This window comes from Lysinibacillus sphaericus (assembly GCF_006864135.1).
In the GTDB taxonomy this organism is placed as follows: domain Bacteria; phylum Bacillota; class Bacilli; order Bacillales_A; family Planococcaceae; genus Lysinibacillus.
Genome location: NZ_SADV01000002.1, coordinates 229,284 through 254,992, shown reverse-complemented (window position 1 = coordinate 254,992; position 25,709 = coordinate 229,284). Strand labels below are relative to the sequence as shown.

At 39.2% G+C, this 25,709-nt stretch carries 23 protein-coding genes; all 23 read left to right on the top strand.

Going from position 1 to position 25,709, the window contains the following annotated elements; all coding sequences use genetic code 11:
* Positions 1-74: 74 nt before the first annotated feature.
* The 23 genes from fabD to trmFO all read left to right on the top strand — a co-directional run bounded on the left by fabD (position 75) and on the right by trmFO (position 25,348).
* Positions 75-1,028 (top strand): ACP S-malonyltransferase, encoded by a 954-nt coding sequence (gene fabD, locus C7Y47_RS03515; RefSeq protein WP_142507494.1) that lies wholly within the window; start codon positions 75-77, stop codon positions 1,026-1,028.
* Positions 1,021-1,767 (top strand): 3-oxoacyl-[acyl-carrier-protein] reductase, encoded by a 747-nt coding sequence (fabG, locus tag C7Y47_RS03510; protein WP_142507493.1) that lies wholly within the window; start codon positions 1,021-1,023, stop codon positions 1,765-1,767. The genes fabD and fabG overlap by 8 nt, the downstream gene beginning before the upstream one ends.
* Positions 1,768-1,824: 57 nt before the next feature.
* The gene (acpP, locus tag C7Y47_RS03505; protein ID WP_036124798.1) at positions 1,825-2,061 is read left to right on the top strand and encodes an acyl carrier protein; all 237 of its coding nucleotides are present in this window, start codon (positions 1,825-1,827) and stop codon (positions 2,059-2,061) included.
* Between the two features lie 525 nt (positions 2,062-2,586).
* Positions 2,587-3,351 (top strand): ribonuclease III, encoded by a 765-nt coding sequence (gene rnc, locus C7Y47_RS03500; RefSeq protein WP_142507492.1) that lies wholly within the window; start codon positions 2,587-2,589, stop codon positions 3,349-3,351.
* Between the two features lie 4 nt (positions 3,352-3,355).
* Positions 3,356-6,937 (top strand): chromosome segregation protein SMC, encoded by a 3,582-nt coding sequence (gene smc, locus C7Y47_RS03495; protein WP_142507491.1) that lies wholly within the window; start codon positions 3,356-3,358, stop codon positions 6,935-6,937.
* Positions 6,934-8,181, top strand: a complete 1,248-nt coding sequence (gene ftsY, locus C7Y47_RS03490) for a signal recognition particle-docking protein FtsY (protein WP_142507490.1) — start codon at positions 6,934-6,936, stop codon at positions 8,179-8,181. Before smc ends, ftsY begins: the two co-directional genes overlap by 4 nt.
* A 192-nt stretch (positions 8,182-8,373) precedes the next feature.
* A complete protein-coding gene (locus tag C7Y47_RS03485) occupies positions 8,374-8,709 on the top strand; it encodes a putative DNA-binding protein (protein WP_132357463.1) in 336 nt (111 codons plus the stop codon).
* Between the two features lie 12 nt (positions 8,710-8,721).
* Positions 8,722-10,080, top strand: coding sequence for a signal recognition particle protein (ffh, locus tag C7Y47_RS03480; protein ID WP_142507489.1), 1,359 nt, complete (start codon positions 8,722-8,724; stop codon positions 10,078-10,080).
* Positions 10,081-10,174: 94 nt separating this feature from the next.
* Positions 10,175-10,447, top strand: a complete 273-nt coding sequence (rpsP, locus tag C7Y47_RS03475) for a 30S ribosomal protein S16 (protein WP_142507488.1) — start codon at positions 10,175-10,177, stop codon at positions 10,445-10,447.
* Between the two features lie 15 nt (positions 10,448-10,462).
* On the top strand, positions 10,463-10,696 hold the full coding sequence (locus C7Y47_RS03470) for a KH domain-containing protein (protein ID WP_004269410.1): 234 nt from the start codon (positions 10,463-10,465) through the stop codon (positions 10,694-10,696).
* Between the two features lie 611 nt (positions 10,697-11,307).
* Complete coding sequence (gene rimM / locus C7Y47_RS03465) at positions 11,308-11,823, top strand: ribosome maturation factor RimM (RefSeq protein ID WP_142507487.1); 516 nt, start codon at positions 11,308-11,310, stop codon at positions 11,821-11,823.
* Positions 11,823-12,560, top strand: coding sequence for a tRNA (guanosine(37)-N1)-methyltransferase TrmD (gene trmD / locus C7Y47_RS03460; protein ID WP_132357881.1), 738 nt, complete (start codon positions 11,823-11,825; stop codon positions 12,558-12,560). The genes rimM and trmD overlap by 1 nt, the downstream gene beginning before the upstream one ends.
* A 116-nt stretch (positions 12,561-12,676) precedes the next feature.
* On the top strand, positions 12,677-13,021 hold the full coding sequence (gene rplS, locus C7Y47_RS03455) for a 50S ribosomal protein L19 (RefSeq protein WP_049668419.1): 345 nt from the start codon (positions 12,677-12,679) through the stop codon (positions 13,019-13,021).
* Positions 13,022-13,127: 106 nt separating this feature from the next.
* A complete protein-coding gene (gene lepB / locus C7Y47_RS03450; protein WP_132357459.1) occupies positions 13,128-13,697 on the top strand; it encodes a signal peptidase I in 570 nt (189 codons plus the stop codon).
* 56 nt (positions 13,698-13,753) lie between these two features.
* The gene (ylqF, locus tag C7Y47_RS03445; protein ID WP_142507486.1) at positions 13,754-14,626 is read left to right on the top strand and encodes a ribosome biogenesis GTPase YlqF; all 873 of its coding nucleotides are present in this window, start codon (positions 13,754-13,756) and stop codon (positions 14,624-14,626) included.
* 639 nt (positions 14,627-15,265) lie between these two features.
* Positions 15,266-16,024, top strand: a complete 759-nt coding sequence (locus tag C7Y47_RS03440; protein WP_142507485.1) for a ribonuclease HII — start codon at positions 15,266-15,268, stop codon at positions 16,022-16,024.
* A gap of 339 nt (positions 16,025-16,363) precedes the next feature.
* Positions 16,364-18,256, top strand: coding sequence for a hypothetical protein (locus C7Y47_RS03435; RefSeq protein WP_142507484.1), 1,893 nt, complete (start codon positions 16,364-16,366; stop codon positions 18,254-18,256).
* Positions 18,253-18,576, top strand: a complete 324-nt coding sequence (locus C7Y47_RS03430) for an EscU/YscU/HrcU family type III secretion system export apparatus switch protein (RefSeq protein ID WP_142507483.1) — start codon at positions 18,253-18,255, stop codon at positions 18,574-18,576. The genes C7Y47_RS03435 and C7Y47_RS03430 overlap by 4 nt, the downstream gene beginning before the upstream one ends.
* Before the next feature lie 140 nt (positions 18,577-18,716).
* Positions 18,717-19,877 (top strand): ADP-forming succinate--CoA ligase subunit beta, encoded by a 1,161-nt coding sequence (sucC, locus tag C7Y47_RS03425; RefSeq protein ID WP_142507482.1) that lies wholly within the window; start codon positions 18,717-18,719, stop codon positions 19,875-19,877.
* Positions 19,878-19,894: 17 nt separating this feature from the next.
* Complete coding sequence (gene sucD, locus C7Y47_RS03420; RefSeq protein ID WP_142507481.1) at positions 19,895-20,797, top strand: succinate--CoA ligase subunit alpha; 903 nt, start codon at positions 19,895-19,897, stop codon at positions 20,795-20,797.
* A gap of 153 nt (positions 20,798-20,950) precedes the next feature.
* The gene (gene dprA / locus C7Y47_RS03415; protein WP_142507480.1) at positions 20,951-21,847 is read left to right on the top strand and encodes a DNA-processing protein DprA; all 897 of its coding nucleotides are present in this window, start codon (positions 20,951-20,953) and stop codon (positions 21,845-21,847) included.
* A 90-nt stretch (positions 21,848-21,937) separates the two neighbouring features.
* Positions 21,938-24,016 carry a type I DNA topoisomerase gene (topA, locus tag C7Y47_RS03410; protein ID WP_142507479.1) on the top strand — a complete coding sequence of 693 codons (2,079 nt, stop codon included), beginning with the start codon at positions 21,938-21,940 and terminating at the stop codon, positions 24,014-24,016.
* 18 nt (positions 24,017-24,034) lie between these two features.
* Positions 24,035-25,348, top strand: coding sequence for an FADH(2)-oxidizing methylenetetrahydrofolate--tRNA-(uracil(54)-C(5))-methyltransferase TrmFO (gene trmFO / locus C7Y47_RS03405; RefSeq protein WP_142507478.1), 1,314 nt, complete (start codon positions 24,035-24,037; stop codon positions 25,346-25,348).
* Positions 25,349-25,709 lie beyond the last annotated feature (361 nt).

Genomic DNA, 25,709 nt, shown 5'->3' with positions numbered 1-25,709 from the left:
AGGCCTAAGCACAAAGCCGATTCCGGACGTAATTATGCCGAGGCATAATTGATTAAAAAGGGGATTAATAAAAAATGACGAAAATAGCATTTATTTTTCCAGGACAAGGTTCCCAAGTAGTTGGGATGGGGCAAGAGTTTATTGAAAACGCTGCAGAAAGTAAAGCATTTTATGACCGTGCAAATCAATCGCTTGGCTTTGAGTTATCTAAGCTTATGTTAGAGGGACCAGTTGAGGAACTAACATTGACTTACCATGCACAACCGGCACTCTTAACTACTGGTGTAATGGTTGCAGAAAAATTACGTACAGCAGGTATAACGCCAAATTTTGCAGCTGGACATTCGCTTGGAGAATATAGTGCATTAGTAATCGCTGGTGTGCTCTCATTTGAGGATGCAGTTTCAGTTGTGCATAAGCGTGGGCTTTATATGAATGAAGCTGTACCTGCAGGACAAGGTGCTATGGCAGCTATTTTAGGGATGGAGCTTGAGGCACTGCATGAAGTAACTGAAAAAGTATCTGCAACAAGTGATCCAGTTCAGGTAGCGAATGTAAACTGTCCGGGGCAAATCGTTATTTCTGGTACGAAGGAAGGCGTTGAAAAGGCTTCTTTAGCGGCAAAGGAAGCTGGTGCAAAACGAGCTATTCCTTTAGTTGTTAGTGGTCCATTCCACTCAGAGCTAATGCGACCATCATCTGAAAAATTAAGAGCAGCATTGGCTACTATATCATTATCAGCTCCACAAATTCCTGTAATCGGAAATGTAATGGCGAAAGTATTAGAGGATGTTCCAGCTATTCAGCAGGAGTTAGTAGAACAAGTATATAGCGCTGTACAATGGGAAGCATCTGTGCGTGAAATGATTGCACAAGGTGTGGATGTCTTTATTGAGTGTGGACCAGGCAAAGTATTAAGTGGATTAGTGAAGAAAATCGATCGATCTGTTGCGACATACTGTGTTTATGATGAAGCATCATTAGAGGCTGTACTAAAAGCGGCGAAGGAGTGGACAATTAATGCGTAAACTAGAGGGTAAAGTAGCTGTTGTAACTGGTGCTTCACGTGGAATAGGAAGAGCTATTGCATTAAAGCTTGCTGACGAGGGTGCTAAAGTTGTCGTTAACTACAGCGGTTCACAGGCAAAGGCAGAGGAAGTTGTAGCTACGATTCAAGAGAATGGCGGCGAGGCTATAGCCGTACAAGCGAGTGTTTCAAAAACTGAGGAAGTTTCTGCGTTAATGGATGCAGCGGTGAAAACATTCGGCTCGCTTGATATTTTAGTCAATAATGCGGGTATTACGCGTGATAACTTGTTAATGCGTATGAAAGAAGATGAATGGGACGATGTGCTAGATACGAACCTAAAAGGTGTTTTCCTTTGTACGAAAGCAGTAACACGTCAAATGATGAAGCAACGTGCAGGCCGTATCATCAATATTTCTTCAATTGTTGGTGTAGCTGGTAATGCAGGGCAAGCTAATTACGTAGCTGCAAAAGCAGGTGTTATTGGGCTAACGAAAACAACTGCAAAGGAATTAGCATCACGTAATATTTTAGTGAATGCAATTGCACCAGGATTTATAGAAACTGAAATGACAGAGCAACTACCAGAAGATATAAAGCAAGGTATGCTTACGCAAATTCCTCTAGCAAAACTTGGGCAGCCTGAGGATATTGCAAAGGCAGTAGCTTTTCTAGCTTCAGATGATGCTAACTATATGACAGGTCAAACATTACATATAGATGGCGGTATGGTAATGTAATTTCAATTAGTCATAAATAATGATTTTTTGTATAATCATTGAGGGGAGGTGAATGTTTTGTCTACAGTATTAGAACGCGTAACAAAAGTAATCGTGGACCGTTTAGGTGTTGAAGAAAGTGAAGTTACACTAGAAGCTTCTTTCCGTGATGATTTAGGTGCTGACTCATTAGACGTAGTTGAGCTTGTAATGGAGCTTGAAGACGAATTCGATATGGAAATTTCTGATGAAGATGCTGAAAAAATCTCAACAGTTGGTTCTGCAATTTCATACATCGAAAGTAAATTAAACTAATTCATTTAACTTTATATAGCTGAGATTAATCACCTCTACTGGTGCTGACATGGATGCGGTCATTATACAATAAATGTTTATGATTAAATAAAGTTAAAGCCTTTGGCAGAAATTACGCATGCTTTTCTTCATTGTGAAGAGCAAATACTATGCTGAGGGTATGTTTAAAAAGGGGCGAAATGGTTCGTTTAGCGAACTGTGATCGTCCCTTTTTTTATCTTCATTCAGTAGAGACACTCATTTTTCAAGGTAGTAAGAAGAATGCAAAAGTTACCCCTTTTTAGTGAGTGCCTAACACCTACTGATATAAAGGAACTCAGTCTAAGAACGCCGCGTCCTGTGGTGACAACTGAGTGACCAACATCACCTTGGCCTAAAGCCTCCGGGCGCAATTATGCCAAGGCAAAATTGACCTTTAAAAAAATAATTTCCAAAACATTGTATTTAAGCCGAAATACTTTTGCATAAATGCCTTGAAAAAGGTACACTTAAACGGTAGAAACTATTAGGAAGGCAGATTGTTCAATGGCTATGAAAAGAAAAGGAACTATGCAGAAATCTGGCGTGCTTCCTGAAAAAGTACGCAATCAATTCGAGCTGTTACAGCATGAATTAAATATCACATTTATTAATAAAAATTTATTGTATCAAGCTTTCACACATTCATCTTATGTGAATGAGCATCGCCGTAAATTGTTTACGGATAATGAGCGTCTTGAATTTTTAGGAGACGCAGTACTTGAACTGTCTGTTTCTAAATACCTTTTTGAGAAATACCCACATATGAGTGAGGGTGAGCTGACGAAGCTACGAGCATCCATAGTATGTGAGCCGTCACTTGTTATCTTTGCAAATGAATTAGGCTTTGGTCGCTTTGTATTACTTGGAAAAGGTGAGGAATTAACAGGTGGACGGGAACGCCCAGCGTTACTTGCAGATGTATTTGAGTCATTTGTAGGTGCCCTTTATTTAGATCAAGGCTTACAAACGGTTGTGTGCTTTTTAGAACGAATCGTATTCCCGAAAGTAGAAATCGGTGCTTTTTCGCATGTGATGGATTTCAAAAGCCAATTGCAAGAAATGGTACAGCAAACAAATAATGGTCTTCTTCATTATGAAATTATTGATGAAAAGGGTCCTGCACATAATCGTACCTTTGTATCGAGCGTGCTATTAAATGGGCAAGAACTTGGTATTGGTCGTGGGAAATCAAAAAAAGAAGCCGAGCAGCAAGCTGCGCAATGTGCGATGCGTTCAATACGTGAGCAAACTGCAAAAGAGGAGGCTTAAATAGATGTTCCTAAAACGACTCGAAGTGATTGGCTTTAAATCTTTTGCGGAACGCATTGGAGTTGATTTTGTACCTGGTGTTACAGCGGTGGTTGGACCAAATGGTAGTGGTAAAAGTAATGTCACTGATGCTATTCGTTGGGTACTTGGGGAGCAATCGGCAAAGTCGTTACGTGGGGCAAAGATGGAGGATGTTATTTTTGCTGGAAGTGACTCACGTAAGCCACTAAACTTTGCAGAAGTAACATTAATTTTAGATAACACAGATGAACAGTTAGCTTTTTCATATACAGAAGTTAGCGTAACAAGACGCGTATACCGTTCAGGTGATAGTGAATATTTACTAAATAACCAGCAGTGTCGCCTGAAGGATATTACGGACTTGTTTATGGACTCAGGACTTGGGAAAGAGGCCTTCTCCATTATTTCGCAAGGCCGTGTCGATGAAATTTTAAATAGCCGACCTGATGACCGTCGTTCAATTTTTGAAGAGGCAGCTGGCGTATTAAAGTATAAACTAAGAAAGAAAAAAGCAGAGCATAAGCTTGTTGAAACAGATGAAAACTTGTATCGTGTTTTGGATATTTTACATGAGCTAGACAGTCGTCTAGAGCCGTTAGAAATTCAGGCATCAAGTGCAAGAGATTATGTGCAAATGTCAACAGAGTTAAAGGATTTTGATATTGCTATCCTTGTGCACGATTTAAAAAATTGTGCACAATCTTTGCATGCTCTGAAAGCTGAGTATACGGAGCTATATGAAACGGAGCAAAAACAAGCTCATCATATTTCTTCGATAGAACAGCAAACTGTAAGTATTCGTAAGCTTTTAAAAGAGTTAGATGATTATCTAGATACGACTCAGGCTGAGTTTGTTAATGCAACAATGGAGGTAGAGCGTTGGGATGGTCGTAAAGCGTTAATGGCTGAAAAACGACAAAATGCTTCTAATCAACTACTTCAATTGAATACGGCATTACAGGAAGCTAAAGCTGAGGTTGAGTCTCTTATAGCCCAAGAGCGAGAGAAAAAAGAATTGTTCATTGAAAAACAGCAAGAGGTTGCAGCGCTGAAACAAAGCATTAAGCAATTAGAACAATCTTTAAATCGCTCAGTTTCTGAAATTGAAGAAGAAATTGAAGAACAAAAGAACCGCTATATCGACTCTTTAAACGAAGAAGCAACAGTTAAAAATGAATTAAAAAATATCGAACAACAGTTAGCGCAGCAAAAAGCGATGGCGACACGAATGTTAGATCAAACTGATGAAATCGGGCAAGAGCTTGCGCAAATTCTAGCTGAAAAAGAGAAGCTAGTTGTTGCTCATACTACAACAACTAATGACTTACAGGAAAAACTTGAGCAATATGAAGCATTGCAAATACAGCTTAAAAACGTCAATGCATCATTTAATGAAAAGCAGGATATGCTTTATAAAGCTTATCAGCATCAGCAGCAACTGAAAGCTAGAAAAGATACGCTTGCTGAGCTTGAAGCAGATTTCTCTGGGTTTTTCCATGGCGTAAAAGAAGTATTACTAGCACGTGATAAAAGTGAATTAGCTGGGATTGAAGGAGCTGTTGCTGAGTTAATTCAAGTTGAAGGGAAATATTCCCAGGCTATTGAAACAGCATTAGGGGCAGCCTCTCAGCATATTGTGACAACCAATGAACAATTTGCTCAACAGGCAATTCATTGGTTAAAACAAAAGAGAGCTGGACGGGCAACATTTTTACCTAAAACAGTTATCAAGTCACGGAAGATCAATCTATCTATGATTCAGCTAGCAACTGAGCACCCAGCATTTGTCCAAATGGCTGATGCACTTGTAACGTTCGATGAAAACAACCGCACAATTGTTGAGAACCTCCTTGGTAATGTTATCGTTGCATCAAGTTTAGAAGGTGCAAGTCAAATTGCTCGTTTATGTGGGTTTAGGTATCGTGTTGTAACACTTGAAGGTGATATCGTTAATGCAGGCGGTTCATTAACAGGTGGTGCAATGAAGCAACAATCGTCACTCTTTACAAGAAAAGCGGAATTAGATGGTTTAATAGTAAAACTAGAATCGCTGGATGCATCTATTTATAGTGCTGAACAGGCTGTCTCAGTTGAGAAAGAGAAGCTTGCAACATTGCGAGACAAAGTAGAACAATTGAAGCTTGACGGTGAGCAACTTCGAAAAGATGAAATGCAACAGGCAAGTCGTATTCGCGAGCTAGAGGTTGTCGAGAAAAGCTTATCCGCAAGAGTATCCTTTGCTTCAAATGAAACACAAGATGTAAAAACACGCGAAGAAGCATTGTTAGCTCAAAAGGAAGCGTCTACGGAGCGTTTAACGGCACTAGCGACAGAACTGCTAGAGATAAACGAAACAGTGGAGCAATTAAGCAAGGTGAAGCTACAAAGTGAATCGGAGAAAGATTTACTTCGTGAGCAGTCAGCTGAAAAACGCTCGCAGTTAGCGGTAATGCAGGAGCAAATGTCACAAGTACAAATTGCTACAGCAGAGTTAGCCCTACAATTAAACAAAGCTCGTCAAAAAGACGAAAATATTTCTCAGGAAATAATCTGGCTTCAATCTGATGAATCGACAAAACTTTTAAGCGATGAAGAAGTGGATGAGCAAGTTGCTACGTGGAAAACGACAAGAGATTCGTTGCAAGACACTATTTCACAGAAAAAAGATGAAAAAGTAGCACAACAACAAGAGCTTACTACTTTAGAAGAACAGCTGAAGGAATTGCAACGTACGCATAAAGGCTACCTTGAAGCGATACGTGCAAATGAATTGAAGCGAAGTCGCGTAGAGTTTGAAATTAATAATTTCAATGAACAGCTAGAAGAAAACTATCAGCTAACATATGAGGAAGCTGAGGAGTTAGCCCTTGCAATTGAAGATGAAGAGCATATGCGACGTCGAGTGAAATTACTGAAGAAATCGATAGAAGAGCTAGGTCCTGTTAATTTGAGCGCCATCGAGGAATACGATCGCGTACTTGAACGCCATTCATTTTTAACAGAGCAGCGTGAGGATTTACTTGCTGCACAGGAAACATTACATGAGGCTATTAAAGAAATGGATGAAGAAATGACGCTACGATTTAGCGAAACCTTCTATGCCATTCGAGAGCAATTTAAACGTGTATTCCGTGAATTATTTGGTGGAGGACAGGCGGATTTAGTGTTATTGGACCCTCAGAATCTGCTAGAAACAGGTATAGAAATTGTAGCACAACCTCCAGGGAAAAAATTACAAAATCTAACTTTGCTTTCCGGTGGTGAGCGTGCACTAACTGCAATCGCGTTATTATTCTCCATCCTAAATATTCGACCTGTACCATTTTGTATTCTCGATGAGGTAGAGGCGGCTTTAGATGAGGCGAATGTCGTTCGATATAGCCAATATTTGAAGAAATTTAGTCGCAATACGCAATTTATTGTGATCACCCATCGTAAAGGGACGATGGAGGGAGCGGATGTATTGTATGGTATTACAATGCAGGAATCTGGCGTATCTAAACTTGTATCAGTAAAATTAGAAGATGAACCCGTACTTGCGGAGCAAAGGAGCGAACAAGCATGAGTTTTTTTAAACGTTTAAAAGATAAATTGACAGGCAATCCCACCGAGGAAGAAAAAGTAGTAGCAATCAATGAAGAAGAAGCTGCTGAACAGAAGCAAGACGAAGCAACAGAGCCTGCTCAAATTGAAGCAACTGTAGATGAAATGGAAAAAATTGAAGAAGTTTCTGAAACAGAAACCTCAATTGAAACAGAAACTCCTGTAGCAATTAAAGATCAAGAGCAACAAGAAGTGCAAGAAGTCGCAGTAGTAGAAGAACCTGAAAAGGAGAAAAAACCTTCTGCATGGTCTATTACACAAAAATTCAAGGCTGGTCTTGAAAAAACGCGTAATTCATTTACTTCTAAAGTAAACGATCTAGTTGCTCGTTATCGAAAAGTGGATGAAGATTTCTTTGAAGAATTAGAAGACTTATTATTACAGGCAGACGTTGGCTTTGAAACAGTAATGGAGCTAATGGACAAATTACGCTTTGAGGTTCAGCGTAAAAATATAAAAGATACAAACGGTATTCAAACGATTATTTCTGAAAAACTTGTGGAAGTTTATGAGCAAGGAGAAGAGGATTTAATCGAGCTTAATATGCAACCTAAAGGTGAGCTTACGGTAATTTTATTCGTAGGGGTAAACGGTGTTGGGAAAACGACGACAATCGGTAAACTTGCCCATCGTCTAAAATCGCAAGGTAAAACAGTTGTTTTAGCGGCAGGTGATACTTTCCGTGCTGGTGCCATCGATCAATTACAAGTTTGGGGAGACCGTGTAGGCTGTGAAGTGATTAAGCAATCGGAAGGTTCAGATCCAGCGGCGGTTATGTATGATGCCATTCGTGCAGCGAAAAACCGTAATGCAGATGTGTTAATTTGTGATACAGCAGGGCGCTTACAAAACAAAGTAAACTTAATGAATGAGCTTGAAAAAGTTCATCGAGTAATCTCTCGTGAGATACCGAATGCTCCACATGAAGTACTATTAGCATTAGATGCAACAACAGGCCAAAATGCACTTGTTCAAGCACAAACATTTAAGGAAGCTACAAATGTAACGGGGATCGTTTTAACAAAGCTTGACGGCACTGCAAAAGGCGGTATTGTTCTTGCTATTCGTAATAAATTACACATTCCTGTAAAGTTTGTTGGTCTTGGTGAAAAAATGGATGATTTACAACCATTTGATGCAGAGCGTTATGTGTATGGCTTATTTGCTGATGGTTTAGATAAAGAATTACAAAATAGTGAGGACTAATGGCTCACAAGTAATTTGAAGCGCTCGTCTGTAAACAGGGGAATCGCATTGTTTAAAAGGGAAATACTGGCTATAGGTGGAAAACACCTAAAAAGCAGTTAATTAAAGCTTTTAGACAAGGAGATTACCTTGACACAGACGGGCGCTTTTCGTTATGATACAAATGACTAATAACGGGAGGAGAAACATTCGATGCTACTTGAAAAAACAACACGCATGAACTTTCTCTTCGACTTTTATCAAGCATTATTAACAGATAAGCAACGAAGTTATATGGAACTCTATTATTTAGATGATCACTCACTTGGAGAAATCGCTGAATCGTATGGGGTTTCACGCCAAGCTGTTTATGATAATATTCGTCGAACAGAAGCGATGCTTGAAGAATATGAAGAAAAACTATGTTTACTTGAAAAATTTCAACAACGTACACAAATGCTTGCGCAGCTAACAACAGGGATTACAGAACAAAGTATGACAATTGAAGAGCAGCTAACGCTTATAGAACAGTTGAAAGAATGGGATTAGGAGGCGAAAGCAATGGCTTTTGAAGGATTAGCGGAACGACTCCAAGGAACGATCCAAAAGATTAAAGGTAAAGGTAAAGTATCGGAACAAGACGTTAAAGAAATGATGCGCGAAGTCCGATTTGCTTTAATCGAGGCGGATGTTAACTTAAAAGTAGTCAAAGAATTCGTTAAAAAGGTCAGTGAACGTGCTGTCGGTGTAGATGTTATGCAAAGCTTAACACCAGGTCAGCAAGTTATTAAAATCGTACAAGAAGAATTAACAGAATTAATGGGTGGCGAGCAAAGCCCAATTAAATTTAATACAAAGCCACCAACTGTCATTATGATGGTCGGCTTACAAGGTGCAGGTAAAACGACAACTACAGGTAAATTGGCAAATGTGTTACGTAAAAAATATAATCGTAAGCCATTACTAGTTGCTGCAGACGTTTATCGTCCAGCGGCTGTTCAGCAGTTACAAACATTAGGCAAGCAGTTATCCCTACCTGTTTTTGCATTAGGAACCGATGTATCTCCAGTAGAAATTGCACGTCAGGCAATTGAATTGGCAAAAGAAGAACATCATGATGTCGTTATTATCGATACAGCTGGTCGCTTGCATATCGATGAAGATTTAATGCAAGAATTAAAGGATATTCGTGCGTTAAAAGAGCCGGATGAAGTATTCCTAGTTGTAGATGCTATGACAGGTCAGGATGCTGTAAACGTGGCAGAAAGCTTTAATGAAGCAGTCGGTATTACAGGAGTCGTTTTAACAAAGCTAGATGGTGATACACGTGGTGGTGCGGCGTTATCAATTCGTTCCGTTACACAGAAGCCTATTAAGTTTGTTGGTATGGGTGAGAAGATGGATGCGCTGGAACCTTTCCATCCAGAGCGTATGGCGTCCCGTATATTAGGAATGGGTGACGTTCTATCACTTATAGAAAAGGCTCAGGCGAATGTTGACGAAGCAAAGGCTAAAGAACTAGAGGAAAAATTTAAATCCCAGACCTTTACGTTCGATGATTTCGTGGAACAATTGCAACAAGTAAAGAAAATGGGCCCACTTGACGAAATTTTAAAAATGTTGCCAGGTGCCGGCAAAATCAAAGGCTTAGACAATGTTAAAGTCGATGATAAGCAAATGGGTCGCGTAGAAGCGATTATTTATTCGATGACACCTGCTGAAAAGACGAATCCAGAAATTATTAACGGTAGCCGTAAAAAGCGTATAGCGAAGGGTTCTGGGACATCAATTCAAGAGGTAAATCGTCTATTGAAGCAATTTGAAGAAATGAAAAAAATGATGAAGCAAATGACAGGCATGGCGAGTGGAAAAGGAAAGAAAAAGATGAAACTACCAGGCTTCGATTCATTGTTTAAATAATATTTTATAGGTGTTAAGAAAAAACACTTTACAAACAACCTAAACATTGATAATATACTATCTTGTGTGAAACTTATTCGGAGGTGCTATTAAAATGGCAGTTAAAATTCGCTTAAAACGTATGGGAGCTAAAAAATCTCCTTTCTATCGTATCGTAGTTGCAGACGCTCGTTCACCACGTGACGGTCGTTCAATCGAAACAGTTGGTACTTACAACCCACTAACTAAACCAGCTACTGTAAACATTGATGAAGAGAAAGCTCTTAAATGGTTAACTGACGGTGCAAAACCATCAGATACAGTGCGTAACTTGTTCTCAGAACAAGGTATCATGGAAAAATACCATAACCAAAAATTCAGTAAATAATCGGGGGCGAGGTCTTTGAAGCAGCTGATTGAAGCAATCGTTTTACCGTTAGTCGATTATCCAGAAGAAGTTCGTATAGAGACGGATGAAAATGCAAATCGAATTGTTTATAAACTTTTTGTTCATCCAGAGGATCGAGGGAAAGTCATAGGCAAGCAAGGGCGAGTAGCGAAAGCGATTCGTACAATTGTTTATTCAGCGGCGGGTAGTCACCATCAAAAAAAGACCTACGTCGATATATTGGATTGAAAGAAAAGATTTTCACGCTCTTTTATATGCAACAAGCACTGGAGAGTCCTAACAGGTATGTTTACATGCGCTTAGGAATTCGAAGTGGCCTTGAGGTAAAGCGTAAAATCTGGACTTAAAAGGAAGGAGCTTGCCGGTTCCTTCCTTTTTTCATTATCTTAGTTACATTGAGAGATAATTGAACATAATGACATTGAGGAAGACTGGTCAACGTCTTAGCTATAACACCGTCCACCAAAAGTTAAACTGTTTTTGTAGGTGAAAGGTGAGAGAAATGTTACTTTTTGATCTGGCTAGCAAGTAGCTTGACGGGGACGAGCATGTTTTAGCATTTTTTATCTTCATTCAGCTTAAGACTCCCGCCTCTTAAGGTTGTGAGATGAATGAGGATGTGATTCCTTTTCAGCGGATTTCAAACTCCCGCTGAATGAAGATAAAGCCTCCGGCGGATGTCACGGATTTTGAAAGGAATGAAATGAAGGATGTTAGCCTAAAACCTTCGCATCCTGCGAAAACGGTTAACTTACCTACCTACTTCGCGTAGGCCTGGGCACAATTCAAAATCCGGACGCAATTACGCCAAGGCGAAATTGATATGAGGTGAGATTTGAATGGAATGGTTTAATGTAGGTCGTATTGTCAATACGCACGGTATTCGCGGTGAGGTGCGTGTATTATCAACAACTGATTTTGAGGAAGAGCGCTTTGCAGTGGGAATAAAGCTTGCGGCGTTTAAAAAAGACGATAAAAAGCCAACGTGGGTAACAATTGAATCAGTGCGTCGTCATAAAAACTTTATTTTGTTAACCTTTGAGGGAATGAATAACATCAACTTGGTTGAGCCTTTCAAAGAAGGAATGCTCAAAATTACGAAAGATCAATTGACAGATGATTTATTAGAGGAAAATGAATATTTCTTCCACGAAATAATTGGCTGTACAATTGTATCTGAAGAAGGCGAAACAATTGGAGCAGTGACCGACATTCTTCAAACAGGTGCAAACGATGTGTGGGTAGTCAAAGGCACTAAAAAAGAGCATTATATCCCGTATATCGAGGATATCGTCAAGGAAATTAATATTGATGAGAAGAAAATAGTGATCCATGTAATGGAAGGTCTACTATGATGAATATTCATGTGTTAAGTTTATTTCCGGATATGTTTACAGGCGTTTTTGGAGCGTCCATATTAAAGAAGGCGCAGGAAAAAGGTGCTGTAAATCTGGAAGTCACTGATCTCCGTGGATTTTCGGGTAATAAGCATAATCAAGTAGACGATTATCCGTATGGTGGTGGTGCGGGAATGGTCTTAAAACCAGAGCCGATGTTTAGCGCTGTCGAGGCCATTACAGAAGGGAAAAATCCTCGTATCATTTTGATGTGCCCACAAGGTGAGCGCTTTACTCAAAAAAAGGCAGAAGAGCTGGCGCAAGAAAAAGAGCTAGTATTTTTATGTGGTCATTACGAAGGTTATGATGAACGCATTCGTCAGCATCTTGTCACAGATGAGATTTCAATTGGAGATTTCGTATTAACTGGTGGCGAGCTAGGGGCTATGACAGTTATAGATAGCGTTGTACGACTTCTGCCGGGGGTTTTAGGACAAGAGGATTCCCACATACAAGATTCGTTCTCAACGGGTCTTCTAGAGCACCCACATTATACACGCCCCGCTGAATTTCGTGGGATGAAAGTACCTGATGTCTTACTATCGGGCAATCACGCAAAGATTGAGCAATGGCGTATGGAAGAATCTCTGAAAAGAACATTCGAGCGTCGTCCTGATTTGCTCGAGAATTATCCATTAACAGACAAGCAAAAATTGTATCTAGAAAAACTTAAAAATAACGATAAAGATGCTTGATTGCTATCTATATTTATGATAACATCTATTCTGTACTTCTATGTGAAGTACTGAATTACGGTGTTCCGCTGTGGCATAGATTGCGTGCAAGAGCATCTGTCTAAGGAGAGAAAACAATGTCAAACATTATTACAGAGATTACAAAAGCTCAGCTTCGCACTGATCTACCAACTTTCCGTCCTGGTGATACTGTTAAGGTACACGTGAAAGTAGTAGAGGGTACTCGTGAACGTGTACAAGTATACGAAGGTGTAGTAATTAAACGTCGTGGTGGCGGTATTAGCGAAACTTTCACAGTTCGTAAAATTTCTTACGGTGTAGGTGTTGAACGTACATTCCCTGTACACACACCAAAAATCGCTAACTTAGAAGTTGTACGTCGTGGTAAAGTACGTCGTGCTAAACTTTACTACCTACGTAACCTACGTGGTAAAGCTGCTCGTATTAAAGAAATTCGATAATTATGACTTAAAAGTGAGGGGCTTGTGTAACAAGCCCCTTTTCTTTTTGCTTGTCATCTTAAATAGCTATCAACTAAAATGAGGATAGACAAGGGGGCAAATCTCGATGGAAAAACAGATAAAGGAAAAGAATGAACTATGGGAATGGACAAAGGCACTTCTAATTGCATTTGCGATTGCAGCGATTATTCGTTATTTTTTATTTACACCCATTGCAGTAGATGGCCAATCCATGATGCCAACCCTTGAAGATGGCGACCGTATGATTGTGAATAAAATCGGTTATAAAATAGGTGAACCAAAACGCTTTGATATTGTGGTATTCCATGCTCCTGAAAAGAAAAACTATATTAAACGTGTTATTGGGCTTCCAGGAGAGACATTGGAGTATAAAAATGATCAATTATACATTAATGGTGAACCGATAGATGAACCTTATTTAGATGCTTACAAATCAAAAATTACAGAAGGTACTTTAACCGAGGATTTTACATTAAAAGACATTGATGTAAACCTAAAAGATAATGTAATTCCAGAAGGCTATGTTTTCGTTATGGGAGATAATCGTCGATACAGTAAGGACAGTCGTATTATTGGAGTCGTCGATCAGAAAGAGATTATTGGAAGTACAAGTCTGATTTTCTGGCCGTTTAGTGATATTAAAATTGTAAAGTAATTCTTGAAAGGGAGGGCTAAACACTCCCTTTTTCTTTTAGTTTAGGAGGTATAGATATGACTATACAATGGTTTCCTGGGCATATGGCAAAGGCCCGCAGAGAAGTTACAGAAAAATTAAAGCTAGTTGATATTATATTTGAATTAATAGATGCACGTTTACCGCTATCTTCCCGAAATCCGATGATCGACGAAGTAATCAATCAAAAACCGCGTCTCCTTATCTTAAATAAGTCAGATATGGCAGATGAGCACGAAACACGTAAATGGGTTGAATACTTTGCGCAACGAGGTCATAAGGCGGTTGCAATCAATTCTCTTGAAGGCAAAGGATTACAGCAGGTGACAAAGGCTGCTCAAGAAATTTTGAAAGAAAAATTTGAACGCATGAAATCACGTGGGATGAAGCCAAGAGCCATTCGTGCAATGATTGTTGGCATTCCGAACGTAGGAAAATCGACGCTTATTAATCGCTTAGCGAAGAAAAATATCGCAAAAACAGGGAATACGCCAGGGGTCACTAAGGCTCAGCAATGGATAAAGGTTGGCAAGGAGCTAGAATTACTCGATACGCCAGGTATTTTATGGCCGAAATTCGAAGACCAAGAAGTAGGCTTTAAATTAGCCTTAACAGGTGCTATAAAGGATACTATAACGAATATGGAGGATTTAGCTGTATATGGTCTACGCTTTTTATCCGTTCATTATCCGGCACGAATGGAAGAACGCTATGGCTTCCAGTTTATCCATGAAGATTTAGTGGATACCTTCGATCATATCGGTAAACTTCGCCGTGTTTTCGGTCCTGGAGGAGAAATCGATTATGATCAAGTAGCTCAACTAGTCGTTCGCGATATCCGTGGGTTGCAATTAGGTAAACTAACATTTGATTTTGTTGACGAACAACTTGAAAAAGAAACAGAACAGTAATAAAACTGTCACACTCACGCCTTAAATCGTGAGTGTGACAGTTTTTCTTTTAGGAATACGCCATCTTGCCGATAAATGATATAGAGCGAGAAAAAAGCAATAAATATTTTTGAATGGATTTGGAGCTTTTCGTTATAACGTAGGGATTGATTGTAGTGAAGGCTTGCGCTTCGCTTTCGCAAAAGAGCAAAGACTTCTGGGGGCGTCCGATGAGCAGCTTCACTCGCGCTGCTCGCTGCGTGGTCTCGGGCCAACAGATGTTTTTTGCGTGAAAGTGAAGCGGCACCGGTGTTGGTCATGAAGGTGTTATCGCAGGATGTGATGGTTTTAGCCTTTGTTCCTCAATTGCTGATTCCTAAGGAGTCGCCCAACCTCCACTACAATCAATTAATATACACGGAATACCATTAAATGTAATACGATTCCAAACCTGTTCTTTCTAAAAAAGTATTGTTAGTATAAGAGCATGGACGAGAAGACTCAGGCTGCAAATGTGCGGCATGAAGAGTGCTGTGCATTCAAGTACATATTACAAAAAAGGATATATTGTGAAGAACGCCAAAACGTTAGGGTTAATCCTTAGCCCACTAAAAAGTAAAATTAGCGAATAACTGTTAAGAACCAATAGGGAGTAAATATATGAAAACGATTAAAGAAATTACTACAGCATTGAAAGAAGCGGAGGAATGGCAGGACTGGATGACAGGGGTAGCAACCGATGAACGTGCAGGTGTGCAAAAGGCTTGGCAAAGTTGGCAAAAGTGCCAAGAGAAAAAGCAACAGATACTGCAGGAACATCAAGCGAAAATTGATTTCGATCGAAGTTACGGAGGAGAGAATACTTTAATTGCAGGGGTAGATGAAGCAGGGCGTGGACCGTTAGCAGGGCCGGTAGTAACAGCAGCTGTTATTTTACCTGCGAACTGTGAAGCTCTAGTCGGCTTAAATGATTCAAAGCAATTATCAAAAAATAAACGCAATGCTTATGCTGCTTTAGTAAAAGAGCATGCATTATGTTACTTTATCCATTTCCAATCAACACAGCAAATTGATGAATTAAATATTTACGAAGCGACGAAGCAATCGATGAAGACAAGTGTAGAATCGTTAGCTATAAAACCTAATTATGTGCTAGTTGATGCTATGACGCTGCCAATCTCTATTCCGCAGGATTCAATAATTAAAGGGGATGCGAAAAGCTTAGCTATTGCAGCTGCATCCATATTGGCAAAAACAGCTCGAGATGATTATATGGATCAATTGGACGAGGAATTCCCTATGTATGGTTTTGCTCAGCATGCAGGATATGGAACAAAACAGCATTTAATAGCCCTTGAAGAGTTTGGTCCAACTATTCATCATCGCAAATCATTTGAGCCGATAAAGTCAATGCTTTAATTTGTTTCAGCGATGGTTTATGTAGCGAAAGCAAAGCGACAGCTACAAGTGTTTTATGTAGCGAAAGCAAAGCGACAGCTACAAATGTTTATTGTACAAACATCCGCTGAAATAAGTTAATGTTCCGGCGGATGTCATTTTTAAAACATAATAGCAAGCAAAAAATAAAAGGCACATTCAAGCAGTTAGAAATGACATTTGTAAAAACGTATATCATGTGAATAAGTTGATTAGAGCTCCGACTAGGCCCTCTAGGAAGGCGCCCAGTCGGAGCAAAAATCTACCTCACGTTAAAAAGGACGCCAATTACAAGGAGTAGTTGATGAAAGGAGTACGTATATGACAGCCACATCTTTTAATCCGATTCAAATGCAACAAACTGCTTTAACCCTAAATAATCAGCCACTTACTTTAAAACAAGGGCAAGTATTTCAAGGAACAATCAAACAATTATATCCAGATCAAATGGCAGAAATACAGGTTGGCCATCAGAAGTTTATTGCTAAACTCGAAGTGCCGCTAAAAGCAGGGGATGCCCACTTCTTCCAAGTAACTGGTACAAGCCCACAAACAGAACTAAAAGTTGTTACGGGCCCTATGGGACAAACGGCTTCTCAAAGCCAACAAATTAATCAGTTACTTGACTCAATGAATTTACCCAAAACAGCTGAGATGCAGCAACTTCTAGCTCATTTTATGAAAGCGCAGCTACCGATTTCAAAAGAGCAGCTAATGCAGGCAGAAATGTGGTTAAAGGCATTACCAGAGGGTGTTACTAAGATGGATGCCCTACAAGCTATTCAAAAAATGGTGGAGCTTAAAATGCCGATGACAAATGATGTTTTTCATGCTCTTATAAGTGGACAAAAAACTACTGGCATGGTTTCCGTAATGGATAACTTTACACAGCTTTTAACGAAAGAAATAGCTTTACCAGAAAACCTTAAGCAAAATCTAATCCAACAGGTAATGGCTATTGCAAAGCCTTTTGAAGTAGAAACAGGTAGTTTAGTACTTGCCAAATCCATACAAATATTATCGAATAATGCTGCTTCTATGAGTGAAAAGATTCAAGCCATGACTATTTTAAAAGAGGCAGGGATACTTCCTCAGCAGGCAACCTTGCAAAACTGGTCGAGCCTTAGCAATGTAAAGTCTATTCAATCAAATCAGTTTCAACAGGCTGGAGAAGTTATTCAATCAATTTTAACGACAAAATCTGACAATATAAATCATCTAGTTGACCAGCTTAAATCTTGGACAGCAAATCAAAGCTTGCTAACCAACGAACAAAAGCAGTCATTCAATCAACTTATCGATCGATTTAATCAGCTACCAGCAACTAAACAAACGCTAGAGATTTTCGCAAAACAGATGCAAGAACAATTTATAAAAGCGTTTGCAGAAAATTCTTCGGAGCGTTTATTTACACAAGACGCCAATGCTCTTTCAGTAAAGGACCATTTATTATCGCTTTTAAAGCATGAAGCTACTACTCCGCTACAAAATGAAGCATTCATGCGAAGTCTTATGAAAAATAGTGTTGAATCCCCGCAAGCAATGATTCAGCAAATCGTGACGCAAGCAGATGCCCATGTACAAAATTCTATGGACAGTAAAGCAATGGAACATGCACTTAAAACAGTATTAAAAAATCTAGGAGTTAGCTATGAAGCGACACTTAGTAATAAGTCAGCAGATTTACAGCAGATTGCACATCAATTAAAACCGCAGCTACATACATTATTGCAGGAAACACATATTTCTCCGCAGCTGAAGGAAGCAGCAGAAATGTTAATGGCACGCATGAACGGCATGCAGCTAGCATCAGGGGAGAATGGTCATCAGCATCAGCTTATTATGCAAGTACCATTAGAATTCTTTGGTAGGAAAATGGATGCAACATTGCAGTGGAATGGGCGCATGCAGGAAGACGGTAAAATTGATGCCAATTATGCGCGTATACTATTTTATTTACAAATGGAATCTATGAAAGAAACCGTTATTGATATGCAGGTTCAAAATCGTGTAGTTTCTGTGACAGTATTTAATGGAAATGATGATATTATTCCACTTGCAGAACCGCTGAAAGCAGCGTTGAAAATTGGCCTAGCAGAAAAAGAATATCAACTTTCAGGCGTTTTTATTAAGCAATTTGAAAAAGCCCAACCTGCAAAAACACCTGTAGTAGAACAGCAGGAGGAACATAATGGGGTGGATTTTCGCGTATGAGTGAAGAAAAATTTACTCGAAAAGAGGCTATCGCTCTCACGTATAAGTTAGGAAGTTTTGATAGTCCAACAGTAGTAGCAAAAGGAAAAGGGAAAATAGCAGAAAATATATTAGCACGCGCGAATGAGCACGAAATCCCAATTTATGAGGATCCTAACCTTGTTCATTTACTTGGACAATTAGATTTAAATGAGTCAATCCCGGAAGAATTGTTTGAAGCTGTTGCTGAGGTTTTTGCATTTATTTATCGATTAGACCAACAATATGCCGAAAAAATAGAAAAAATAGAGAATTCTGATTTTCATAAAACTCTGTTTTAGTACACAAAACAGTAAAAAGCGTCATATTAAAAGATAAAAAATGAATAAGAGACAAGGTATAGACTTTATCAGAATCTTTCGTTAGAATAGATTATGTTAGTAAAACAATTTTATGCAAATGTTTGATGGGAGGATGTATTATGAATATCCATGAATATCAAGGGAAAGAGATTCTTAGAAAATATGGTGTAGCTGTACCAAACGGAAAAGTAGCTTTTTCCCCTGATGAAGCAGTGAAAGTAGCGAAAGAACTTGGCTCTAATGTGACAGTAGTCAAGGCGCAAATTCATGCAGGTGGACGCGGTAAGGCGGGAGGCGTAAAAATCGCTAAAAACCTTGACGAGGTGCGTGCATACGCAAAAGAATTACTAGGTAAAATTTTAGTAACTCATCAAACAGGTCCAGAGGGAAAAGAAGTAAAACGCTTATATATTGAAGAGGGTTCTGATATTCAAAAAGAATATTATTTAAGTCTAGTATTAGACCGCGCAACATCCCGTGTAACAATGATGGGGTCTGAAGAGGGTGGCATGGATATTGAAGAAGTAGCAGCATCAAATCCAGAAAAAATCTTCAAAGAAGTTGTGGATCCAGTTGTTGGATTAACAGGTTTCCAGGCACGTCGCATGGCGTTTAATATGAATATTCCAGCTAACCTAGTAGGGAAAGCTGTTAAATTAATGTTAGGTTTGTATCAAGCATTTATCGACAAAGATGCTTCTATTGTAGAAATTAATCCACTTGTTATAACTGGACAAGGAGAAGTTTTGGCATTAGATGCTAAATTTAATTTCGATGCAAATGCGTTGTATCGTCATAAAGATATTGTCGAATTACGCGATTTTGATGAAGAAGATCCAAAGGAAATCGAAGCATCAAAATATGATCTTAGTTATATTTCTCTAGATGGCAACATTGGCTGTATGGTTAATGGAGCGGGTCTTGCAATGGCTACAATGGACACAATTAGCTATTATGGCGGAAGCCCTGCTAACTTTTTAGATGTAGGTGGCGGTGCAACGGCAGAAAAAGTAACAGAAGCTTTCAAAATTATTCTTTCTGATCCACATGTAAAAGGTATTTTCGTAAACATTTTTGGCGGAATTATGAAATGTGACATTATTGCCGAGGGTGTTGTGACAGCTGCCAAAGAAATTGGCTTAGCTGTGCCATTAGTTGTACGTTTAGAAGGTACAAATGTGGAACTTGGAAAAGAAATATTAAATGCATCTGGTTTAAACATCGTTGCAGCGGATTCAATGGCTGACGGTGCACAAAAAATTGTGGGACTAGTAGGCTAAGGAAGGCAGGGAGAACAATGGCTGTATTTATTGATAAAGATACGAAGGTAATTGTACAAGGGATTACGGGCGAAACAGCGCTTTTCCATACGAAGCAAATGCTTGATTATGGTACTAAAATTGTAGCTGGTGTAACACCAGGTAAAGGTGGTCTGGAAATCGAAGGAGTGCCTGTATTTAACACTGTAGTGGAAGCTGTAGCTGCAACAGGCGCAACAACTTCAGTTATTTATGTACCTGCTCCATTCGCGGCGGATGCTATTTTAGAGGCAGTTGATGCTGAATTAGAATTAACAATCTGTATTACTGAACATATTCCTGTCCTTGATATGGTTAAGGTTAAACGTTATATGGAAGGTAAAAAGACACGTCTAGTTGGTCCGAACTGTCCAGGTGTTATTACAGCAGATGAATGTAAGATTGGTATTATGCCAGGTTATATCCATACGAAAGGGCATGTAGGGGTTGTTTCTCGCTCTGGTACGTTAACATACGAAGCTGTACACCAATTGACACAAGCTGGTATTGGCCAAACTACAGCTGTAGGTATCGGTGGAGACCCTGTCAATGGTACGAACTTTATCGATGTTTTGGAAGCGTTTAACAACGATACGGAAACATATGCAGTGGTAATGATCGGGGAAATTGGAGGTACAGCTGAAGAAGAGGCGGCTGAGTGGATTAAAGCGAATATGACGAAGCCTGTCGTTGGCTTTATCGGTGGCCAAACAGCGCCTCCAGGAAAACGTATGGGTCACGCTGGTGCTATTATTTCAGGTGGTAAAGGAACAGCAGCAGAGAAAATTAAAGCAATGAATGCTGCTGGTATTGAAGTAGCAGAAACGCCATCTGTCATTGGTGACACACTTATTAAAGTAATCAAAGAAAAAGGGCTATACGAAAAGTGTAAAACCCATTAAAATGGAAGATGTAGCACGTTGTGGCTACATCTTTTTCTTTATTTAGACACGGCTTTAAGAGATGAAATAGCTAACTCCCTACTTACTGTCTAAAAAAGCTATGTCATTAAAGATGCGGTCATTTAATTTCTTCTATTAAAAGGAGGTTTTTAAATGATTTTATCAGTTGATACACAGAGATTACTAGCTTTACATTATATATACCCATTGCCACTTCAAAAACTTCAGCAATTATTGTCCCCGGTGGATATACTAAGTTATTTTGAAGAAGTGCCCCCCAACGAGATTGCCAAAGCATTGCAAATATCATCCCAAAGAGCGTTGGAAATATCCAAGAGTTTTCGACAAATTATGACATTTTCGTTTCGGGAAGCGTATGAACGGGCTAATATTTTCCCTATCCCTTTTCATCATCCTTTATACCCGGCGCAATTATTTGAAATATCCAGTCCACCTACTGTATTGTATGTGAAAGGTCGGTATTCTTTATTAACGAAAGAAAAACAAGTAGCCATTATAGGCTCTAGAAAGGCTACAACTTATACAAAGACTGCGTTGGACCTAATTGTCCCGCCTCTTGTTGAACACGAATATATTGTCGTAAGCGGGCTTGCAAGAGGGGCAGATACGATCGCTCATGAGACAACCATAAAAGTTGGTGGTTCCACAATTGCAGTGCTTGGACATGGGTTTAATTTTATATACCCTAAGGAAAACCAGTCGCTCGCTGAGCATATGGCGGAGCATCAGTTACTTGTCACAGAGTATCCCCCATATATGAAGCCAGAAAAATGGCATTTTCCAATGCGGAACCGAATAATTAGTGGATTGTCCAAAGCTTTAGTTGTAACCGAAGCAGCATTAAGAAGTGGCACACTTATTACAACAGAATATGCTTTAGAGCAAGGAAAAGATGTATTTGTTGTACCGGGTCCAATTAATGCGGAGCAATCAAAAGGCACAAATAAACTACTATTAGAAGGAGCTATTCCGGTGTGCAATGGTCACGAAATCGTTGAAACACTTACTCTCTTTTCTAACAAAAATTGAAAAAAAGTTGCATTATCTTAAAATCTGTTATACATTTTGCAACAGGTAACTTAAAAAATAGCAATAGACCTCTCTAAGGGGGAGACATAGATGGCGGATTATTTAGTGATTGTAGAATCACCAGCAAAAGCAAAAACAATTGAACGATATTTAGGGAAAAAATATAAAGTGAAAGCGTCAATCGGGCATGTTCGTGATCTACCACGTAGCCAAATGGGTGTTGGTCCTGAAAATGATTTTGAACCTAAATATATTACTATTCGTGGTAAAGGTCCTGTTTTACAGGACTTAAAGTCTGCAGCTAAAAAAGTGAAGAAAGTTTTCCTAGCGGCCGATCCAGACCGCGAGGGAGAAGCGATTGCTTGGCACCTTGCGACTGCGTTAAATATTGATATTAATTCAGATTGTCGTGTTGTTTTTAATGAAATTACAAAGGATGCGATTGTAGAATCCTTTAAAAATCCACGTCCTATTAATATGGATTTAGTAGATGCACAACAAACACGCCGTATTTTGGATAGACTTGTTGGTTATAACATTAGTCCAATTCTTTGGAAAAAGGTTAAAAAGGGATTATCAGCAGGACGAGTACAATCTGTAGCACTACGCATGATTATTGATCGTGAAAATGAAATTAAAAACTTCCAACCGGAAGAATATTGGACAATTGAAGGTTCTTTTGAAAAAGGTAAGAAAACGTTCGATGCGCTTTATTATGGTAATGGCAAAGAAAAAATTAAATTAACAAATGAAGAGCAAGTAAAATCTATTTTAAAAAATGTTAAAGGTACAAGTTTTGAAGTTGTCAATGTATCTAAAAAAGAACGTAAACGAAATGCAGCACCTGCTTTTACAACATCTTCTTTACAGCAAGAGGCCGCACGTAAGTTAAATTTCCGTGCTAAGAAAACGATGATGCTTGCCCAACAATTATATGAAGGTATTGATATTGGTAAAAAAGAGGGGACAGTCGGTTTAATTACTTATATGCGTACCGATTCTACACGTATTTCGGACACAGCAAAAACTGAAGTAATTGCCTACATTGAATCCAAGTACGGTAAAGAATTCATCTCCACGGAGTCGAAGCAGGCTAAAAAAGCATCCAATGCACAAGATGCCCATGAGGCCATTCGTCCAACTAGTACGATACGAACTCCAGATGAATTAAAAGCAGTGCTTAGTCGCGACCAATTGCGCTTATATCGTTTAATTTGGGAGCGCTTTATCGCTAGTCAGATGGCGCCGGCTGTACTTGATACAGTTGCTGTTGATTTGCAAAATGGGGATGTTTTATTCCGTGCAAACGGCTCACAAGTTAAATTTGCTGGCTTTATGAAGTTATATATTGAGGGTACAGATGATCAAACTGAAGAAACAACAAAGCTGCTACCTGAAATGGAAGTTGGCGATCAAGTAAAATCTCTTGAAATTGAGCCAAAGCAACATTTTACACAGCCACCACCACGCTATTCTGAGGCGCGTCTTGTAAAGACAATGGAAGAGTTAGGTATAGGGCGCCCGTCCACATATGCACCGACCCTCGATACAATACAGCGCCGTGGCTATGTCGTATTAGATGCAAAACGGTTTATGCCGACTGAGCTGGGAGAAATCGTGCATCAACTCGTACTAGAGTTTTTCCCTGATGAAATAAATATCGAATTCACAGCACAAATGGAGCAAGATTTGGATGATATTGAAGAAGGTAGTCGTCAGTGGAAAGAAATTGTCCGTGAGTTTTATAAGGATTTTGAGGTCCATGTAAAGTATGCAGATGAGGCTATGGAAAAGGTTGTTATAAAAGATGAACCCGCTGGCGAGGATTGTGAGCTTTGTGGATCTCCAATGGTCTTTAAGCTTGGACGATATGGGAAATTTATGGCTTGTTCAAACTTCCCAGATTGCCGCAATACAAAAGCTATTATGAAACCTATTGGTGTAAAATGTCCTTCCTGTGAAACTGGCGAAATTGTAGAACGAAAGAGTAAAACAAAGCGTTTATTCTATGGTTGCAATCAGTACCCTGAGTGTGAATTTGTTTCTTGGGACAAGCCAATTAGTAGACCATGCCCTAAATGTAGTGCATTATTAGTAGAGAAAAAAATTAAAAAAGGTGTACAAATTCAGTGTACGAAATGTGACTATGAAGAGACACCTACTCAATGATAGAAAGATGGTAAGAACATGACTGAACAAGTAGTAAATGTAATAGGCGCAGGTCTTGCGGGCAGTGAGGCAGCTTGGCAAATTGCTCAACGTGGTGTGAAAGTTAAACTTTATGAAATGCGTCCGGTAAAGCAAACTCCAGCACACCATACTGATAAATTTGCAGAGCTTGTTTGTTCAAACTCATTACGTGCAAATGGATTAACAAATGCCGTAGGTGTGATTAAAGAAGAAATGCGTATTTTAGATTCTGTTATTTTGAAGGCAGCAGATGCATGTTCAGTACCGGCAGGCGGTGCATTAGCAGTGGATCGTCATGAGTTTGCGGGCTATGTGACAGACTCTGTGAAAAATCATCCTCTTGTCGAAGTAATTCATGAAGAAGTCACTGAAATTCCAGAAGGCATTACTGTGATTGCCACAGGACCACTAACATCGAAAGATTTAGCTGAAAAAATTCAGGGCTTAACAGGTTTAGATTATTTATATTTCTATGATGCAGCAGCACCAATTATTGAAAAAGACAGCATCGATATGGAAAAGGTTTATTTAAAATCTCGTTACGATAAAGGGGAAGCAGCTTATTTAAACTGTCCTATGACAAAGGAAGAATTTGATCGTTTCCGTCAAGCGTTAATCGAAGCAGAGGTTGTGCCATTAAAAGAATTTGAAAAGGAAATTTACTTTGAAGGTTGTATGCCTATCGAAGTAATGGCTGCTCGTGGGGAGAAAACAATGTTATTTGGACCGATGAAACCAGTAGGTCTAGAAGATCCAAAAACAGGGAAACGACCTTATGCTGTTGTTCAATTACGTCAAGATGATGCAGCAGGAACTCTTTACAATATCGTTGGCTTCCAAACTCATTTAAAATGGGGACCACAGAAAGAAGTACTGCAATTAATTCCGGGATTAGAGAATGTTGAAATCGTTCGTTATGGAGTTATGCATAGAAATACGTTCATTAATTCACCAAAAGTTCTAGAGAAAACTTATCAGCTTCGCGAGCGAAAAAATATTTTCTTCGCTGGTCAAATGACAGGTGTCGAAGGATATGTTGAATCTGCTGGTAGTGGTTTAATTGCTGGTATTAATGCGGCTCGTTTAGCATTAGGACAAGAACAACTTATCTTCCCATTTGAAACGGCATTAGGAAGTATGGCGCGTTATATAACAGAAGCACAATCGAAAAACTTCCAGCCAATGAACGTTAACTTTGGAATTTTCCCTGAACTACCACCAGGACGTCGTTCAAAACCAGAGCGTGCAGAGATGCATGCTACACGTGCAATAAGTACAATTCGTAATTTTGTGAATTCACAAACAATTTGATTGCAAAAAGCCTCTAAAAGTTGATATACTCTTAGAGGCTTTTTCTTTTTTGTAGGTAAAATGCTAATTTACACGTATTTTATTATTTTGTATGGAGATTTTCTCAAAATATAAACATTTCCACTTGCTATATGATGAAGATAGGTATAGTGTCAATATGTATGTTTTCTACATTAACGATACCCAACATGACAAACTAAAGAGATACACGAAATTGTACATTTTTAATAGCAAGGTGTAAGTATTTGGGTTCATCACCAAACGTTAGGGATGACGTTGAAACGTATGCTATGTATAAATATTGGTTTCCTGTTCAGACTGGACGCCCTCGGGAAAGCGACTAGCCCGAACAAAAAAACCA

What these genes read in the sequence shown, in the direction of transcription:
- C7Y47_RS03435 (WP_142507484.1), top strand. Translation starts at nt 16,364, where the DNA reads ATGACAGCCACATCTTTTAATCCGATTCAAATGCAACAAACTGCTTTA.
- smc (WP_142507491.1), top strand. Translation starts at nt 3,356, where the DNA reads ATGTTCCTAAAACGACTCGAAGTGATTGGCTTTAAATCTTTTGCGGAA.
- fabG (WP_142507493.1), top strand. Translation starts at nt 1,021, where the DNA reads ATGCGTAAACTAGAGGGTAAAGTAGCTGTTGTAACTGGTGCTTCACGT.
- lepB (WP_132357459.1), top strand. Translation starts at nt 13,128, where the DNA reads ATGGAAAAACAGATAAAGGAAAAGAATGAACTATGGGAATGGACAAAG.
- C7Y47_RS03485 (WP_132357463.1), top strand. Translation starts at nt 8,374, where the DNA reads ATGCTACTTGAAAAAACAACACGCATGAACTTTCTCTTCGACTTTTAT.
- ylqF (WP_142507486.1), top strand. Translation starts at nt 13,754, where the DNA reads ATGACTATACAATGGTTTCCTGGGCATATGGCAAAGGCCCGCAGAGAA.
- sucC (WP_142507482.1), top strand. Translation starts at nt 18,717, where the DNA reads ATGAATATCCATGAATATCAAGGGAAAGAGATTCTTAGAAAATATGGT.
- rnc (WP_142507492.1), top strand. Translation starts at nt 2,587, where the DNA reads ATGGCTATGAAAAGAAAAGGAACTATGCAGAAATCTGGCGTGCTTCCT.
- rplS (WP_049668419.1), top strand. Translation starts at nt 12,677, where the DNA reads ATGTCAAACATTATTACAGAGATTACAAAAGCTCAGCTTCGCACTGAT.
- ffh (WP_142507489.1), top strand. Translation starts at nt 8,722, where the DNA reads ATGGCTTTTGAAGGATTAGCGGAACGACTCCAAGGAACGATCCAAAAG.
- sucD (WP_142507481.1), top strand. Translation starts at nt 19,895, where the DNA reads ATGGCTGTATTTATTGATAAAGATACGAAGGTAATTGTACAAGGGATT.
- C7Y47_RS03430 (WP_142507483.1), top strand. Translation starts at nt 18,253, where the DNA reads ATGAGTGAAGAAAAATTTACTCGAAAAGAGGCTATCGCTCTCACGTAT.
- dprA (WP_142507480.1), top strand. Translation starts at nt 20,951, where the DNA reads ATGATTTTATCAGTTGATACACAGAGATTACTAGCTTTACATTATATA.
- trmD (WP_132357881.1), top strand. Translation starts at nt 11,823, where the DNA reads ATGAATATTCATGTGTTAAGTTTATTTCCGGATATGTTTACAGGCGTT.
- rimM (WP_142507487.1), top strand. Translation starts at nt 11,308, where the DNA reads ATGGAATGGTTTAATGTAGGTCGTATTGTCAATACGCACGGTATTCGC.
- topA (WP_142507479.1), top strand. Translation starts at nt 21,938, where the DNA reads ATGGCGGATTATTTAGTGATTGTAGAATCACCAGCAAAAGCAAAAACA.
- fabD (WP_142507494.1), top strand. Translation starts at nt 75, where the DNA reads ATGACGAAAATAGCATTTATTTTTCCAGGACAAGGTTCCCAAGTAGTT.
- ftsY (WP_142507490.1), top strand. Translation starts at nt 6,934, where the DNA reads ATGAGTTTTTTTAAACGTTTAAAAGATAAATTGACAGGCAATCCCACC.
- rpsP (WP_142507488.1), top strand. Translation starts at nt 10,175, where the DNA reads ATGGCAGTTAAAATTCGCTTAAAACGTATGGGAGCTAAAAAATCTCCT.
- trmFO (WP_142507478.1), top strand. Translation starts at nt 24,035, where the DNA reads ATGACTGAACAAGTAGTAAATGTAATAGGCGCAGGTCTTGCGGGCAGT.
- C7Y47_RS03440 (WP_142507485.1), top strand. Translation starts at nt 15,266, where the DNA reads ATGAAAACGATTAAAGAAATTACTACAGCATTGAAAGAAGCGGAGGAA.